Source organism: Acinetobacter sp. CIP A162 (assembly GCF_000367905.1).
Taxonomy (GTDB): Bacteria; Pseudomonadota; Gammaproteobacteria; order Pseudomonadales; family Moraxellaceae; genus Acinetobacter; species Acinetobacter lwoffii.
In genome coordinates, this window is record NZ_KB849157.1 from 94,004 (window position 1) to 109,980 (window position 15,977).

Sequence of the window (15,977 nt, forward strand, 5' to 3'; positions counted from 1 at the left end):
TTAATCGGATTGGGAAGCGAAGGCTGAGTTGAGTAAATAGGGTTGCGGTCCGCTGAGCAGAATGACTTTTGTCCCTTGTGTCTCGGCAGCCTGAATCAGAAGTTGCAAACTTTTTGGAGTGTCATCGGCAAGACGGGGTAAAAATTGCAGTGGCTGCTTTAAAGGCTGAAAAAAATCATCCCAATGTACTGGAATCACCACTTTGGGCTTGAGCAGGTTTAGGGTTTCAGCCAGATATTGCTGCTGATAGGCATCGGATTGTCTGGAAAGCTGGGCAATGCCTAAAAACAGGGTGTCGACTTTCAGATGCTGCAATTGCTCTGGAATAAATCCGGTACTGGCCTTGACCAGAATTTTATGTCCTGCATGCTCAATCAGGTAGTCGAAACTGCCACCTTCCTTAAATTCGGAAAATTTAGCCGGAAGAGTAAAGGGCTGTAGCAGCTCTTCGCCTAAATCATCATTTACCACTGTGGGCGGGGTATGTTGTGAGGGAATTGCTGTGATTTGAAAATGCCCCCATTGTTGTACTTGCCAAGGCTTAACCGGCTGTAATTGCTGTGGGGTAACTTGGGGATTTGCCCGGGCGATATTCAGTGTGCTCGGCGAACCGACCACAGCAGTTTCGGGAAGCATCTCTAGTAAAGCCGGGACATCCAGAACATGATCATAATGAGAATGACTGACCAGAATGGCTTGGGTTCGGCTCAATTCATGGCATTGTACCAGTTGTTCTAAGAGCAGCTTATCACTTTGAATAGGTCGAGTAATTACTTGCCGCAAAGATGGCCGGCTAAAGAAACCATCGATCAGGATCTGATCGTGGCCATCATCGAGTAACAGGGTGGACACACCAAAAAAATTGACTGTAAGCCCGTGAACGGATATACCGGTTTGCGGCTGCCACGCTTTAAAGTCACTAACCTTGCCCGAAGCTTGCAACAGATAAGCCAGCATACCCGCGATGAGTAGGAGTAGAATCACCAGACCGAGTAAAATGCCTTTTATCCATTTCAATCTTTTTATTTCCTTGTTGTTTTTATAAAGAACTTGTTTTCAGGCGATCAGCTTTATTTCGCTTTATTCTCAGATGAAGGTACTACAATCGCATTCTTTTTGAGAAAATCCAGCCATTGCTGTTCTGAGCCATAAAAAACATTCAGGTCTACCGGTGTGGTAATACCGGGAATTTTCCCCTGACTGGTATGTTGCCAAAACGTCCATTTAGGCTGATCTTTTAAATCAGGCAGACCTTTGTATTCACGTACCCAGAGTGGTACGTTAGGAAAGTGTCCTGCCAGTACAATATTATAAAAAGCTTTAGAAATATAGAAAATCGGCTGCTTGCCATAATGCTTTTTCAGGGCATCGTGCATCACCTGAATTTCGTTTAAAAGCTGCTCTTTAGAATAGGTATTGATGCATTTGCTGTCATATTCCAGATCAATTACTGGCGGTAAGGCATCCGGTTTATTGGGTACGGAGTCAATAAAATTCTGGGCTTGAATGCTGCCATCGCGGCAGAGCCGGTAAAAATGATAGGCACCGACCAAAAAGCCGCGTTCACGTGCTTTCAACCAATTTTCCTGAAAACGGGTATCTTTAAAGTCGCCGCCTTCAGTGGCTTTCAGATAAACAAAACGGTATTTTTCAGGCGAAATCTGCTGCCACTGAATCTCTTTTTGATGATGCGATACATCAAAACCCTGAATAGGATAATCGGCTGCATGGGCAGACGGTGCTTTCATCAGGCAGAGATAGACCATGGCGATCGTGATCACAGTGATCAGTATGCCCAGCCCAATCAAGAGCGATTTATGAACTCTGTTCGGAGCCTGATTTTTTTGCATTTTCAGTCCTTGCCTATATGTGATTTAGCCTAAAACTTACAATCAGCCCGAAGTGAATATATCGCATCAAACCGGGGTATTTTTAGGAATATGCCAGAAAATATAGGCCGCAATAATATTGATACAGCCTAAATAGATTAGTGACACATGAAAAGCAGCCACCAGATTGTCGGCGCCGTAATAGGCACTCAGCATGTTCACCAGTGTTCCTGCCAGCGCCACCCCGATACTCATTGATAGCATCATGATCATCGACAGGAAACTGTTGCCGCTACTGGCATCCTGCTGGCTTAAGTCCTTTAAGGTGAGGGTATTCATCGACACGAATTGCAGTGAATTTAAAATGCCGAAGATAAAGAAATGAATCGCACGCAGCCAGATTGGGGTTTCTGCCGTGGTCAGGGCAAAACTGGCAATACACAGACCCACCAGCAAAGTATTGACCAGTAAGACCCGGCGATAGCCAAAACGCTGAATGATTTTGCGGATAATCGGTTTGGAGGCCAGCGAACCGAGCACAGTCGGAATCATCAATAAACCGGTAATAAAAGGCTCGAAACCGAATGCGACTTGCAACATGAGGGGGAGTAAAAATGGAATCGAGTTGCCGCCGAGACGGGCAAAGAAATTACCCAAAATACCAATCGCATAAATTTTATTTTTAAACAGCCGGCTGCGAAACAGGGCGTTGCTATGGGTATGCGAATGATAGGCATAAATCAGGGTGGCCAATAAACCGGCCAGAATCAGGCTCAGGCTCCACCACAGCGAGTTTTGTGGACTGGCAAAATTTTCAATTCCGAGACAGAGACCCACCATCGCCACGACCAGCAAGATAAAGCCCCAATAATCAAAACGGGCGACTGTGGGTTCAAGTACATTCGGCATGGCCTTAAAGGTAATCAGTGCGCCCAGCAAGCCAATCGGCAGATTGATCAGGAAAATCCAGTGCCAGGACAGATATTCCACCATCCAGCCACCTAAGGTCGGTCCAATCAACGGACCAATCAGACCGGCCAGACTCATCAGGCTCATGGCGGCCAGAAACTGGGTACGGGGAATGATCTTCAGCATCGCCAAACGGCCGACCGGCAGCAATAGTGCACCACCGATCCCTTGAAAGATCCGGTACACCAATAATTCATTCAGGCTACTTGACCAGGCACAGCCCAAAGAGGCCAAAGAGAAAATAATAATTGCAGCAAAATAGGTATTTCTGACCCCGAACCGGTCTGCCATCCAGCCACTTAAGGGAATGCAGGCCGCCACAGACAGCACATAAGCCACAACCACACTGTGCATGCGTAGCGGATCTTCCTGCAAATTTTGGGCAATTGCAGGTAGGGCGGTATTAATAATGGTGGTGTCCAGCCCCTGCATAAAAAAGCCAATCGAGACCAACAAGACCAGCAGTCTGAACTCGGGATCTAAGGCTTGATGCGTAGGCGTGGTATTCATAATTCTGGAAAACTGAAAATTTTGAATAGTTTAAAGGAATCAGCCGAGTCTGTCGTATATAAAGCGTGTCAACTTTTATGCGGTGTTGTGTCAAGGAACTGCAACCGATCTGTCATGGCACTGCAATGATCTGGTTATAAATTGGTCACGAATTCTTCATGATAGATCAACAAAAAAATGAAATTAAAATTAAAGTCATTGATAGTGGCCATGCTGGCTGTGGGGATGGTGGCATGTGGAAGTGAGAATGAAAATGAAACTCCTGTTCCAATCGTTGAGGCTACACCGAACTCGATCGAATTAAGCAAATTAGCCGCTTATGAATCGGGTGTGTTTGCGCAAAGTGCAGCAGAAATTCCGGCCTTTGATGCAGAGAGTCAACGCCTATTCGTGGTCAATGCCAAAGAAGGCGTATTGGATGTACTGGATTTAAGTCGACCTGATCAGCCGAAAAAAATAACATCTATCACGGTCGATGACATTGCGCCAGAGGCTGAGGTCAACAGTGTCGCGGTACATAATGGCATTGTCGCCATTGCGATTCAGGCTGCTGTGAAAACCGATCCTGGCTATGTGGCCTTATATCAGGCCAAAGACCTGAGCAAGCTGGCCCACGCACAGGTGGGCGCCTTGCCGGACATGCTGACTTTCACACCAGATGGTCAAAGCTTGTTGGTGGCCAATGAAGGCGAGCCTTCTGATGATTATCAGGTTGACCCTGAAGGTTCAGTGTCTGTCATTAGTCTGGCCAATTTAAAAGCCCCGATCGTTCGTACAGCAGACTTTAAGGCCTTGAATGGACGGGAAGCAGCATTGCGTGAACAGGACGTCCGCATTTTCGGACCAAAGGCCAGCGCAGCTCAGGATTTTGAACCTGAGTACATCACTGTTTCGAAAGATGGAAAAACCGCCTGGGTTGCCTTACAGGAAAATAATGCCTTGGCCAAAATTGATGTGGCTTCTGCCAAGGTGCTCGGTGTTTATCCATTTGGCTTTAAAGATCATGGCATAAATGGTCATGGTATGGATGTCAGCGATGTGGATGGTGTCGACGGTAAAGGCAAAATCAATATTCAAACTTGGGCCAATGTCCGAGGCTTATATATGCCAGATGCGATTGCAAGTTTTGAGGTCGCCGGCAAAACCTATATTGTGTCTGCCAATGAAGGCGATGCCCGTGCCTGGGGTGAAAACAATCCTGCATATTTCAATAACGATACCAGCCAGGGCTTTGTAGAAGAATGGCGGGTGAAACACTTGGTCCATGCCAAAGGTTTTGACCGCCGTCTGGGCGATGATTTACCAGCCCATCTTCGGGTATTGGCCAAAGGTGCAGAACTCAATCCAACTAACTTTGCCTACTGCGGTGCTATTGTAGGGGATGCCAAAGACTGCCGTGAAGATCATCTGTTGGGCCGTTTAAATATTACGTGGACCGAAGGCTATCAAAAAAATGCCGATGGTACAGCCAAACTGAATGAACGGGGCAATCTGGTCTATGATCATTTATATAGCTTTGGTACACGCTCGGTCAGTATCTGGGTGGAAAATGATCAGCAGACCGGTTTAGAACTGGTATGGGATTCGGGCGATCAGTTTGAGCAGTATATTGCCAAACATCATCCTGAGATTTTCAACTTTAATCATGAAGAAGCCGGACTGGATAATCGCAGTGACAATAAAGGGCCGGAACCTGAAGGGGTGACCTTGGGGCAGATTGGTCAAAAAACCTTTGCCTTTATTGGGCTGGAGCGTGTCGGTGGCATCATGGTATATGATGTGTCTACACCTGCATCACCAGTCTTTGTGCAATATATTAATTCACGTGATTTTAAAGCGACTACAGCGCAGATTGAAATGGGACAAGCCGGTGATTTAGGACCGGAAGGTTTGGTATTTATCCCCGCCAAAGACTCCCCGAATAAGAAACCCCTCCTGGTGGTCGGCCATGAAGTCAGTGGCAGTACCACGATTTATCAAGTAAATCTCAAGTAGTCAAAAGCTTTTAAATTCAGGGCACTTCGGTGCTCTTTTTTGTAAGGTGACCATATATATGACAGTCTTGTCATTAAAATGAAATAAAACCGTCATAATCTTGGGCCAACTTTTCAGCACTGCTGAAATCTCCTCGCGTATAGGTTTGTTTTTATGACAATCGAGATTTTGATGGTGATCGGCTTCTGTTTGGCCGCTTACTCTATTGTCGGAAATGATGTACCTCAAACCTTAGGGACATTTATTTCTTCGAATTCACATCGCCCATGGTGGGTATTGTGGATTTATATCAGCTCAATTTTAATTGTCGTATTGGTCTATGGTTGGTATGCATCTGGGGTGGGTGATGCCTCATACGGTCGTTTAGAAACGATTCCTTTCCCTGAAGGTGGCATTACCTGGCTGTACATTGTGCCGCCAATTCTGCTGTTGATGCTGACCAAATACGGGATTCCAGTCAGTACCACTTTCCTGGTGCTTACGATTTTCTCTCCCGCCAGCTTAGGCTCGATGATGGTCAAATCGATGATGGGCTATGCGGTGGCCTTTGTGGTGGCGATTGTCATCTATCGTTTTGTGGTCAAGCAGCTGGCACGCCATTTTGCCAAGACACGTCATCAGGAACACTCCAAGGTCTGGATGGGCTTGCAGTGGGTATCTACCGGTTTCCTGTGGAGCCAATGGCTGATTCAGGATCTGGCCAACATCTTCGTGTATGTGCCGCGTCAGGTACCGTTTGAATTCCTGATGTTTGCGATTGCGGTATTCGTAGTGTTGCTGGGCGTGATTCTGTATCAACGTGGTGGGGCCATCCAGAAAATTGTCGATACCAAAACCGGTGTGACCGACATTCGTGCTGCGACGATTATCGACTTCCTGTATGCCATTATCCTGTTGATCTTCAAAGAGTGGAGCAATATTCCAATGAGTACCACTTGGGTATTCCTGGGATTACTTGCAGGTCGTGAATTTGCCATGTCGATGATTCTGGATGAGGTCAACAAACATCGTACTTCGCGTAATGTCAGTGCAGATGCCATGAAACTGATGTTCGGTCTGGCCATGTCGGTCATTCTGGCAACAACTTTGCCGATGTTTTATGACTTTGTGACGAATTATGGTCAATAAGTCCTGATATTAAAAATCCAAGAAAAAAGCGAGCATCTGGCTCGCTTTTTTCTTGCTTGAGAAGTTTAGACTACGAATCTTTGCGGATGGCCTAAATTGGTTAAAGTTGTATAAATTTCTTCTTCGTGTTCGCAAATGATCAGTTTGGCGCGATGCTGTGGCGGTAAAAAACCATCTTCGACGGCACGGTCCAGTTGTGCAATCAAGGCATCATAGAAACCATTCACGTTATACAGCATCATCGGTTTCTGGTGCTGGTTCAGCTGCCCCCAGGTGGCAATTTCCAAAATTTCTTCAAACGTGCCGAGTCCACCTGGCAAGGCCACAAAGGCACAGGCCCGCTCGGCCATCATGGCTTTACGTTGATGCATGCTGGTCACCACATGTAATTCGGTCAGCTGATTATGGGCAATTTCATAATCCAGCATAAATTCAGGAATCACCCCAACGGCTTCACCACCATGCTGGATCATGGCATCCGCGACCTGTCCCATCAGGCCAATACTGGCACCACCATAGACCAGACCAAAACCATGTTCTGCCAGTCCTTGCGAGAGATGAATGGCTTTTTCTAAATAAACCGGTTTGTTGCCTGCACGTGAACCACAATAGAGTGCCACTAAAGGGCGTGTTGTTTTTGGGGAGTTTTCTTTAAAATAATCTGTCATTTGAATTACGCTTTGCATTTATTTTCTTCACCTTATCATTTTTCTTTCTTGTGACTCTAGCTTAATTAATAAATATGACAATTCTGTGTGCGGCTACATTTTCACTGCATTATAGCTAGGTAAAATTCATCGATAAACAGCCATGAAAAAAGGTGAATTTCGATTTGATCTTGCTATACTAAAAATTGGTTTCACAACAATAGAACGAAAATGGGTAGTGGTAGTTGGCCGTGTAACTCTATAAATCGCCGTCAAATAATTGATATTATTCAATATCAAAAATATTATGCTGTTTCATTACAGTCTCGGTTTATTCAATGCAGCAGTCCTGAGTGTCAGGAGCCAAGCGTATGATCTTTGAATGGATGTCGGATCCTTCAGCTTGGGTCGGTTTACTCACATTAATTGTTCTTGAGATTGTACTCGGGATCGACAATCTGGTTTTTATTGCCATTTTGGCGGAGAAACTGCCACCAGAACAGCGTAATGCCGCGCGGATTGTGGGCTTAATGCTGGCCTTGGTGATGCGTTTGATCTTGCTGGCTTCGATTGCCTGGGTGGTGACCCTCACTGATCCACTGTTCCACATTTTTGATCATGCTTTCTCGGGCCGCGATCTGATTCTATTGTTTGGTGGGGTGTTCCTGCTGTTTAAAGGCACCATGGAACTGCATGAGCGTCTGGAAGCCAAACCCGTCATCAAAGAAGAAAATCCGGTCCATGCGGTATTCTGGATGGTGATTGTCCAGATCGTGGTGCTGGACGCCGTATTCTCATTAGACAGCGTGATTACTGCGGTTGGTATGGTCAAAGACCTGTCAGTGATGATGATTGCCGTGATTATTGCCATCGGGATTATGCTCTGGGCATCCAAAGCTCTGATGGATTTCGTCAACAGACATCCGACCGTGGTGATTCTGTGTCTGGGCTTCCTGATGATGATCGGCTTCTCGCTGGTGGTCGAAGGCTTCGGTTTCCATATTCCGAAAGGTTACCTGTATGCTGCAATTGGCTTCTCGGTGATTGTCGAATTTATTAACCAGACCATGAAACGCAATCAGGAAAAAATGGTGACCACCACCGACATGCGCTACCGGACTGCTTCAGCAGTGATGCGGATGCTCGGTGGCAAACCTGCTCAGGACAATGATTCGTCTGAACCGGAAGATGTTCTGGCGACGCGTGCCTTTGCTGATGAAGTCTTTAATGATGAAAACGGCATTTATCACAGTGTCATGGTGCAGGGGGTACTGGGTCTGTCAGAACGTCCGGTCAAGTCGGTGATGACACCACGTCCTGAACTGGAATGGATTGATCTAGATAATGAGCCCGACAGTATCAAAGAACATTTATTGCAAATGAGCCATTCACGTCTGATCGTGGCGCGTAGTGAACTCGATAATATTGCCGGGGTGGTACTGACCCATAAAGTCCTGAACGAATACATTGAAACCGGGGTGCTGGATTTTGAAAAGCACTTACGTGAACCGGTGATCGTGCATGAAAATGCCCAGGTCCTGATGGTGATGGAGCAATTGCGTCAGGCTCCATTGCAAATGGCGATTGTCCTGAATGAATATGGTTCGATTGAAGGGATTGTCACGCCAATTGATATCCTTGAAGCAATTGCCGGTGAATTTCCGGATGAAGATGAGCTGCAAGCTGCTGCAGAAAGTCTGGAAGATGGCAGCCTGATTCTGGATGGTTCCACCGACATCCGTCATGTTTCCTTATTGCTTGATCGTGATCTGGTCAATGAAACTGAAGAATATTCTACCCTGTCCGGCTATGTGCTATTCCATATGGCACGTTTACCGCATAGTGGTGAAAAATTTGAAGCAGATGGACATATCTTTGAAGTGGTTACCATGGACGGCCATAAGATCGATAAAGTGCATATCATTCCGCAGCTTCCTGCACAGGACTAGACTCTAGCCAATATTTGGCCTGTAAAGTTTGCTAAAATAGCCCGCATTGTCGGGCTATTTTTATGGAACTGAAATGTCAGAAGCATGTCCATGTGGACAAGGCGAATATCACAGCTGTTGTCAGCCCTTACATGCAGGACAACGGGTCGCAGAGACTGCGCAGCAACTCATGCGTTCCCGTTATAGTGCCTTCGCGAAGCATGAAATCGATTACATCAAAACCACGACTGCGCTGGGTCAGCAACAGGCGCTGGACCTGCAAGCGATTAGTGATTGGAGTAAAGCCAATCAGTGGTTAAAGCTTGAGATAGTTCAAGCCGATGAAAAATTAGATAAAAATCATGCATTGGTTGAGTTCAAGGCTCATTATCATGATGGTAAGCAGGCACAGATACATCATGAAGTTTCACATTTTGTGAAGCTGGAAGGTCGCTGGTATTTCCTGGATCCGACCACGGATCAGACCCTCGGCATGAAACAGCCCTGTATTTGTGGTTCAGGTAAAAAATTTAAGCAATGTTGTGCCGGATTCTTATAACTTTCACACAGATTTAGCTTAGAATAGCCGCCATCTCATAGCCTCAGGTGGAAGCAGGGCGATGTTACTGACCGTCATCTATATTATTGCAATTACCGCTGAAGCCATGACCGGGGCACTGTCCGCTGGCCGGCGCAGCATGGACTGGTTTGGCGTGATGATTATTGCCTGTGTTACTGCACTGGGTGGTGGTTCGGTCCGCGATGTTCTGCTCGGACATTATCCCCTGACTTGGGTCAAACATCCCGAATATCTGGTGCTGACCTGTTGCGCCGCCTTCGTCACCATCCTGATTGCCAAATGGATGCGACAGTTACGTAATGTCTTCCTGGTACTGGATGCCTTGGGGCTCATTGGCTTTACCATTATTGGCTGTCAGATTGCCCTGGAAATGGGACATGGTTTTGTGGTCAGCGCCGTTGCGGGTGTCTTGACCGGTGTGTCTGGCGGGATTTTGCGTGATATTTTATGTAATGACGTACCGCTGGTGTTCCGCCGTGAACTGTATGCCAGTATTGCCTTTGTTTCAGTGATCTTTTACTGGCTCTGTAGTCACTACGGCTTGTCGCAGGATCTGACCATTCTGTCTACCCTGATCTTTGGTTTTAGCTTACGTCTGATCGCCATCTATTTTGGTCTGGAAATGCCAAAATTCATTTATAAAGATGATGATGAGCACTCGGCATCTTCCAAAGACGAATCTTAATTTTTAAATGTATGAAGTGCGGCAATAAAAATAGCCGCATTCAACTCAATTCGTAGTATAAAAAATATAAAGCAGCCCACCTGTTGAGAAAGCAGCATCTCCCGTTCCACCTGATCAGAGATTTTTGTTATGGATTTAGTTTCTCGCATACAACGCTTACCGATTGGTAGGTTTCACTACACCTTGCTGGTGGTGATTGGACTGGGCTGGATGTTTGATGCGATGGATACCGGATTGATTTCCTTTATCCTGGCCAAAATGGCTGAAGACTGGCAGATGACTGCCGATCAAAAAAGCTGGGTGGTGTCGATCGGTTTTGTCGGCATGGCGATCGGGGCGATTTGTTCAGGTGGCCTGGCAGACCGTTTTGGCCGTAAAACAGTCTTTGCTGCGACCCTGGTCATTTATAGCCTGGCCACTGCAGCTTGTGCTTTTGCACCGGATCTGACCTGGCTGCTGGTATTCCGTTTTATCGTCGGTTTGGGCTTGGGTGGTCAGCTACCCGTGGCCGTAACGCTGGTCAGTGAATATATTCCTGCGCATGTACGTGGCCGTTTTATTGTCTTGCTGGAAAGTTTTTGGGGGCTGGGCTGGCTGGTCGCGGCGCTAGTATCGCGCTTTATCATTCCAGATTTTGGCTGGCAAACCGCTTTCATGATTGGTGGCCTGCCTGCGCTGTATGCCATCGTGATCTGGAAAATGGTGCCGGAATCTATTCCTTTCCTGATTAACCGTGGCCGTATAGAGGAAGCTTCGGCACTGGTGAAAAAGATTGAGCGTCAATGTGGCGTTCAAGTCTATGAAATTTTTGAAGTGAAACCGGTCGCAGAGAAGCAGAATATTTCATTTTCCCAGTTATGGTCGGGTATCTTTGCGCGCCGTACGCTTATGCTCTGGCTGATCTGGTTCGGTATTATCTTTTCCTATTATGGCATCTTTACCTGGTTGCCAAGTTTACTGGTCAAAGAAGGCTATAGCATTGTCCAGTCTTTTGAATATGTGCTGATTATGATTCTGGCGCAGTTGCCCGGTTATCTGGTGGCGGCATGGCTGGTCGAAAAACTCGGTCGTAAGCCGACTTTGGCCGGCTTTATTGGCATGTGCGCGATTTCTGCCTATTTCTTTGGTCAGTCGGGTAGTGTTACTGAAATCGTGATTTGGGGCTGTCTGATGTCCTTCTTTAATCTGGGTGCCTGGGGCGTACTCTATACTTATACGCCGGAACAATATCCGACCAATATCCGTGCCTTTGGTTCAGGCTGGGCCGGGGCTGTTGGCCGGATTGGCGGTATCGCGGCACCTTTTGCTGTAACCCATCTGATGGGTATGCCGAATGGCTTTAGCTATGTCTTTACCATGTTTACGGCAGTTCTGGTCGCTGTCGCGATTGTGATTCTGGTCTTGGGTGAAGAAACCAAAGGCAAGACCCTCGAATCGATGGGCTTATAAAGGGAATGATTTTTTAGTTGCTTAGGGCCTATAAAGTGGATATTTTTAGGCCATAAGACACAAATTGTCGCGCTGAACGATTTGATGCCCTTGTGTCATCTACAGCCACGACTTAGCATAAGAAACATTGATACAAAAACGAATTATTTAGGACTATAGGTTGTTATGACAAGCCTTGCGCATCATGCGACAGAAAACCGCTCCGTAGCAGAATTTACCGAACAAGCTTATCTGAATTACGCCATGTACGTGATTATGGATCGGGCACTCCCTCATATTAGCGATGGCCTGAAACCGGTACAGCGCCGGATTGTCTATGCCATGAGTGAGCTGGGCCTGAAATGGACCAGCAAACCGAAGAAATCGGCACGTACTGTTGGTGACGTATTGGGTAAATACCATCCGCATGGTGACTCGGCCTGCTATGAAGCCATGGTGCTGATGGCACAGCCCTTTAGTTATCGTTACCCGTTTATTGAGGGGCAGGGTAACTGGGGTTCACCGGATGATCCGAAGTCTTTCGCGGCGATGCGTTATACCGAAGCCAAGCTTTCCCAGTACAGCGAACTGTTGCTGTCTGAACTGGGTCAGGGCACCTGTGAATGGCAGGACAACTTTGATGGTTCGATGAAAGAACCGGTGAATTTGCCAGCCCGTGTACCGAACATCTTGCTGAATGGCACCACTGGTATTGCTGTCGGTATGGCCACAGACATTCCACCGCATAACCTGCGTGAAGTGGTCAAAGGGACGATTGCGCTAATTCGTAATCCGAACCTGACCGATGAAAAAATCGCAGAATATATTCCTGCGCCAGACTTGCCGACCAAAGCCGAAATTATCACCCCGCCTGCTGAACTGTTAAAAATTCAGACCACAGGTCGTGGCAGTTATCGCATGCGTGCGGTCTATAGCGTCGATAAAAACGAAATTATCATCACCGAACTGCCATATCAGGTCTCAGGCTCCAAAATCATCACTCAGATTGCCGATCAGATGCAGGCCAAAAAACTGCCTTTGGTCAGTGATGTACGGGATGAGTCAGATCATGTCAATCCCACCCGTTTAGTCATTGTTCTGCGTTCGAATCGTATTGATGCCGAATCGGTGATGAGTCACTTGTTTGCCACCACCGATCTGGAATCCAGTTATCGTGTCAATATGAACATGATTGGTGCCGATGGCCGTCCACAGGTGAAATCAATTCGTCGTATTTTGCTGGAATGGATTGAAATCCGTAAAACCACGGTAACACGCCGTCTGCAATATCATCTGAACAAGATCGAAAAACGCCTGCATATTCTTGGTGGTCTGATCATTGCTTATCTAAATATTGACGAAGTGATTCAGATTATTCGTGAAGAAGATCAGCCCAAGCCGGTACTGATGCAGCGTTTTAATATTGACGAGATTCAGGCCGAAGCGATTCTGGAACTGAAATTGCGTCATTTGGCCAAGCTTGAAGAAATGGAAATGCGCCGCGAACAGGAAGAGCTGGAAGCGAAAGCTGCAGTAATTCGTGAACAACTGGCCAATCCGGAATCTTTAAAAAGCCTGATTATTTCTGAACTGAAAGACGATGCCAAGAAATTTGGTGATGATCGCCGTTCGTCAATCGTACAGCGTGCCGAAGCTGCTGCAATCAATGAAACTGAAATGTTGCCGGCCGATCCGGTGACGGTGGTGTTATCAGAAGCTGGCTGGATTCGCTGTGCCAAAGGCCATGAAGTTGATGCAGAAAATCTGAATTTCCGTGCTGGTGATCAGTATTTGAGTCATGCACAGGGCAAATCCAATCAACGCGTTTATGTATTAGATGACACTGGCCGTAGCTATGCCTTGGCCATCAATACGCTACCATCTGCGCGTGGTCTCGGCGAACCGCTCAGTTCAAAACTGTCTCCAGGCAGCGGGGTCGGTTTTAAACAGGTTCTGGTGGCAGAGGATGAAACTGAAATTCTAGCAGCAAGCAACAAAGGCTATGGCTTTAAAACCCAGGCCAAGCAGCTGGATACCAGTGCCAAAGCCGGAAAAGCTTTCCTGAATTTATCTGAAGGGGCAGAGGTCATGAACCTGCAGCCGCTCGAAGATGCTACACATGTTGCACTGCTCAGTTCAGCAGGACGTCTGTTGATTGTCGATTTAGCAGAATTACCTGTATTGAACAAAGGTAAAGGAAATAAATTGATACAACTTGAAGATGGTGATCAAATTTTGTCCATGACACTATTGAAGCTTGATGAAATAATTCAAGTGCTTGCAGGACAACAGCAGTTAAAATTAAAAGGGGATGATTTGCGCAAATATATCGGCAAGCGCGGTGCAAAAGGACAGCTTTTACCACGCGGATATCAAAAAGCAAATAAACTGTTGATTCAAAGATAAGACTAGCATCCATCCTGCGAAATACGTTATATATGAACAACGATTCAACAAGATGGATGCAATATCGCACATATACAAGTCTAAAAATGGCGTGTGATATTGAAAAAAACAGTTGAAATACTAAGGATTATGATTGGAGAGATGGCCATTATGGAAAAAATTTGGTTTGCTGAATACCAAAAAACAGGGATTCCAGAAACAGTAGAATTACCAGCAGAAAATACTTCTCTAGTAGATATTTTTGAGCGTAATTTCCAAAAATTCGGCTCGCGTGATGCCTTTATCTTTATGGATAAGGCAATGACTTTCAATGAACTGGAAGAGGCGAGCCGTAAGTTTGCAACTTATCTACAAAGCTTGGGGTTGGCAAAAGGTTCACGTGTGGCAGTGATGATGCCAAACGTTCTTCAGTATCCGGTTGTGGCACTTGGGGTGTTCCGCGCAGGTTTGGTATTGGTCAACGTGAATCCACTCTACACATCGCGTGAACTTGAGCATCAATTGAATGACTCAGGTGCTGAAGTACTGGTGATTATTGAAAACTTTGCTTCTGTTTATCAAGCGATTATTGGTAAAACACCAGTGAAGCATGTCGTGGTCGCTTCTGTCGGTGACATGCTGGGTGCCTTGAAAGGAACTTTGGTAAATTTTGTCTTGCGTTCTGTGCGCAAGCAAATTCCAGCTTGGGATATTCCAGGCCATGTGAGATTTAATGCGGCGTTATCTAAAGTTAATCCAAGTAACTATAAACGCCCTGAATTGACCCTTAGCGATACAGCAGTTCTTCAATACACAGGTGGTACCACAGGCGTATCTAAAGGCGCTGAACTGACACATCGTAACCTGGTTGCGAACATGCTGCAGTGTGACGGCATCTTCCAGAGTAAATTTGGTGCGCAAGATGGTCAGCCAGATGACCGTATTTTCTGTGCATTGCCGCTTTATCATATCTTTGCATTCATGGTATGCGCACTTTACGGTATGTACAAAGGTCAGGCGAATGTTCTGATTCCAAACCCGCGTGATTTACCAGCGGTGATGAAAGAGCTACGTAAATACCAGCCGACTTTCTTCCCGGCAGTGAACACACTTTTCAATGCGCTGGTAAACAATGAAGAGTTTAAGCAACTTGATCATAGTAAACTGAAAATGGCGATGGGCGGCGGTATGGCCGTACTTCCTTCTACTGCAGCAGCATGGAAGAAAGTTACCGGAACCAATATCGTTGAAGGCTATGGTTTGTCTGAAACTTCTCCGGTGGCAACAGCAAACCCACCTGCGTCTGAAGAATTCAGTGGCACTATTGGTATTCCATTACCATTGACTGAAGTGGCTATTCTGGATGATGAAGGCAATGAAGTTCCACTGGGTGAGCAAGGTGAAATTTCAATCCGTGGTCCTCAGGTCATGAAAGGCTATTGGAACCGTCCGGATGAAACTGAAAAAGTCATGGTGAATGGCTTCTTCCGTACCGGTGATATCGGTGTCATGGATTCACGTGGTTATGTGAAAATTGTAGACCGTAAGAAAGACATGATTCTAGTGTCTGGTTTTAACGTCTATCCATCTGAAATTGAAGAAGTTGTAGCAACTCATCCAAAAGTACTGGAAGTGGCTGCGATTGGTGTGCCAGATGAAAAATCGGGTGAAGTGCCAAAACTGTTTGTTGTGAAAAAAGATCCGTCTTTAACCACAGAAGAAGTTTTAGCATTCGCTAAAGAAAACCTGACCGGTTATAAACGTCCACGTTATGTCGAGTTTATGGATGAATTGCCAAAATCCAACGTAGGTAAAATCCTGCGTAAAGATTTACGTAAAACAGCCTAATACCTGTAAGAAAAAAAAGCGCCATCAGGCGCTTTTTTTGATTTG

12 protein-coding genes are annotated in these 15,977 nt (G+C 46.2%); 8 read left to right on the forward strand and 4 right to left on the reverse strand.

Going from position 1 to position 15,977, the window contains the following annotated elements:
• From F995_RS00710 to mdtD, 3 genes are all read right to left on the reverse strand, one after another.
• On the reverse strand, positions 1-1,017 hold the full coding sequence (locus tag F995_RS00710; protein ID WP_004644886.1) for an MBL fold metallo-hydrolase: 1,017 nt from the start codon (positions 1,015-1,017) through the stop codon (positions 1-3).
• Positions 1,018-1,070: 53 nt separating this feature from the next.
• Positions 1,071-1,850, reverse strand: a complete 780-nt coding sequence (locus tag F995_RS00715; RefSeq protein ID WP_004644887.1) for a glycoside hydrolase family 25 protein — start codon at positions 1,848-1,850, stop codon at positions 1,071-1,073.
• A gap of 66 nt (positions 1,851-1,916) precedes the next feature.
• A complete protein-coding gene (gene mdtD / locus F995_RS00720) occupies positions 1,917-3,308 on the reverse strand; it encodes a multidrug transporter subunit MdtD (protein ID WP_004644888.1) in 1,392 nt (463 codons plus the stop codon).
• 177 nt (positions 3,309-3,485) lie between these two features.
• On the opposite strand from mdtD, the gene F995_RS00725 reads away from it, so the two are divergent.
• Both F995_RS00725 and F995_RS00730 read left to right on the forward strand, forming a co-directional pair.
• Entirely contained in the window at positions 3,486-5,303 is a 1,818-nt protein-coding gene (locus tag F995_RS00725) for a choice-of-anchor I family protein (protein ID WP_016807011.1), read from the forward strand.
• A 153-nt stretch (positions 5,304-5,456) separates the two neighbouring features.
• A complete protein-coding gene (locus tag F995_RS00730; protein WP_004644890.1) occupies positions 5,457-6,431 on the forward strand; it encodes a hypothetical protein in 975 nt (324 codons plus the stop codon).
• 65 nt (positions 6,432-6,496) lie between these two features.
• Here the strand turns inward: F995_RS00730 and F995_RS00735 are convergent, their stop codons facing one another.
• Positions 6,497-7,117: an LOG family protein gene (locus tag F995_RS00735; protein WP_004281026.1), complete on the reverse strand. Its 621-nt coding sequence runs from the start codon at positions 7,115-7,117 to the stop codon at positions 6,497-6,499.
• A gap of 332 nt (positions 7,118-7,449) precedes the next feature.
• Between F995_RS00735 and F995_RS00740 the strand changes: the two genes are divergently transcribed.
• The 6 genes from F995_RS00740 (at position 7,450) to F995_RS00765 (ending at position 15,932) form a co-directional block, all read left to right on the forward strand.
• Complete coding sequence (locus F995_RS00740) at positions 7,450-9,027, forward strand: TerC family protein (RefSeq protein WP_004644891.1); 1,578 nt, start codon at positions 7,450-7,452, stop codon at positions 9,025-9,027.
• Positions 9,028-9,100: 73 nt separating this feature from the next.
• Positions 9,101-9,565 (forward strand): YchJ family protein, encoded by a 465-nt coding sequence (locus tag F995_RS00745; protein ID WP_004644892.1) that lies wholly within the window; start codon positions 9,101-9,103, stop codon positions 9,563-9,565.
• 61 nt (positions 9,566-9,626) lie between these two features.
• Positions 9,627-10,271 carry a trimeric intracellular cation channel family protein gene (locus F995_RS00750; RefSeq protein ID WP_004644893.1) on the forward strand — a complete coding sequence of 215 codons (645 nt, stop codon included), beginning with the start codon at positions 9,627-9,629 and terminating at the stop codon, positions 10,269-10,271.
• A 129-nt stretch (positions 10,272-10,400) separates the two neighbouring features.
• Complete coding sequence (locus F995_RS00755; protein ID WP_004644895.1) at positions 10,401-11,720, forward strand: niacin transporter NiaP; 1,320 nt, start codon at positions 10,401-10,403, stop codon at positions 11,718-11,720.
• A 165-nt stretch (positions 11,721-11,885) separates the two neighbouring features.
• Positions 11,886-14,105 carry a DNA topoisomerase IV subunit A gene (gene parC, locus F995_RS00760; RefSeq protein WP_004644896.1) on the forward strand — a complete coding sequence of 740 codons (2,220 nt, stop codon included), beginning with the start codon at positions 11,886-11,888 and terminating at the stop codon, positions 14,103-14,105.
• Between the two features lie 150 nt (positions 14,106-14,255).
• Positions 14,256-15,932 (forward strand): long-chain-fatty-acid--CoA ligase, encoded by a 1,677-nt coding sequence (locus tag F995_RS00765; RefSeq protein WP_004644897.1) that lies wholly within the window; start codon positions 14,256-14,258, stop codon positions 15,930-15,932.
• Positions 15,933-15,977: the final 45 nt, after the last annotated feature.

Excerpts from the sequence above, each read along its gene's own strand:
- F995_RS00715 (WP_004644887.1), bottom strand. The coding sequence starts at position 1,850 with ATGCAAAAAAATCAGGCTCCGAACAGAGTTCATAAATCGCTCTTGATT.
- mdtD (WP_004644888.1), bottom strand. The coding sequence starts at position 3,308 with ATGAATACCACGCCTACGCATCAAGCCTTAGATCCCGAGTTCAGACTG.
- F995_RS00725 (WP_016807011.1), top strand. The coding sequence starts at position 3,486 with ATGAAATTAAAATTAAAGTCATTGATAGTGGCCATGCTGGCTGTGGGG.
- F995_RS00730 (WP_004644890.1), top strand. The coding sequence starts at position 5,457 with ATGACAATCGAGATTTTGATGGTGATCGGCTTCTGTTTGGCCGCTTAC.
- F995_RS00735 (WP_004281026.1), bottom strand. The coding sequence starts at position 7,117 with ATGCAAAGCGTAATTCAAATGACAGATTATTTTAAAGAAAACTCCCCA.
- F995_RS00740 (WP_004644891.1), top strand. The coding sequence starts at position 7,450 with ATGATCTTTGAATGGATGTCGGATCCTTCAGCTTGGGTCGGTTTACTC.
- F995_RS00745 (WP_004644892.1), top strand. The coding sequence starts at position 9,101 with ATGTCAGAAGCATGTCCATGTGGACAAGGCGAATATCACAGCTGTTGT.
- F995_RS00750 (WP_004644893.1), top strand. The coding sequence starts at position 9,627 with ATGTTACTGACCGTCATCTATATTATTGCAATTACCGCTGAAGCCATG.
- F995_RS00755 (WP_004644895.1), top strand. The coding sequence starts at position 10,401 with ATGGATTTAGTTTCTCGCATACAACGCTTACCGATTGGTAGGTTTCAC.
- parC (WP_004644896.1), top strand. The coding sequence starts at position 11,886 with ATGACAAGCCTTGCGCATCATGCGACAGAAAACCGCTCCGTAGCAGAA.
- F995_RS00765 (WP_004644897.1), top strand. The coding sequence starts at position 14,256 with ATGGAAAAAATTTGGTTTGCTGAATACCAAAAAACAGGGATTCCAGAA.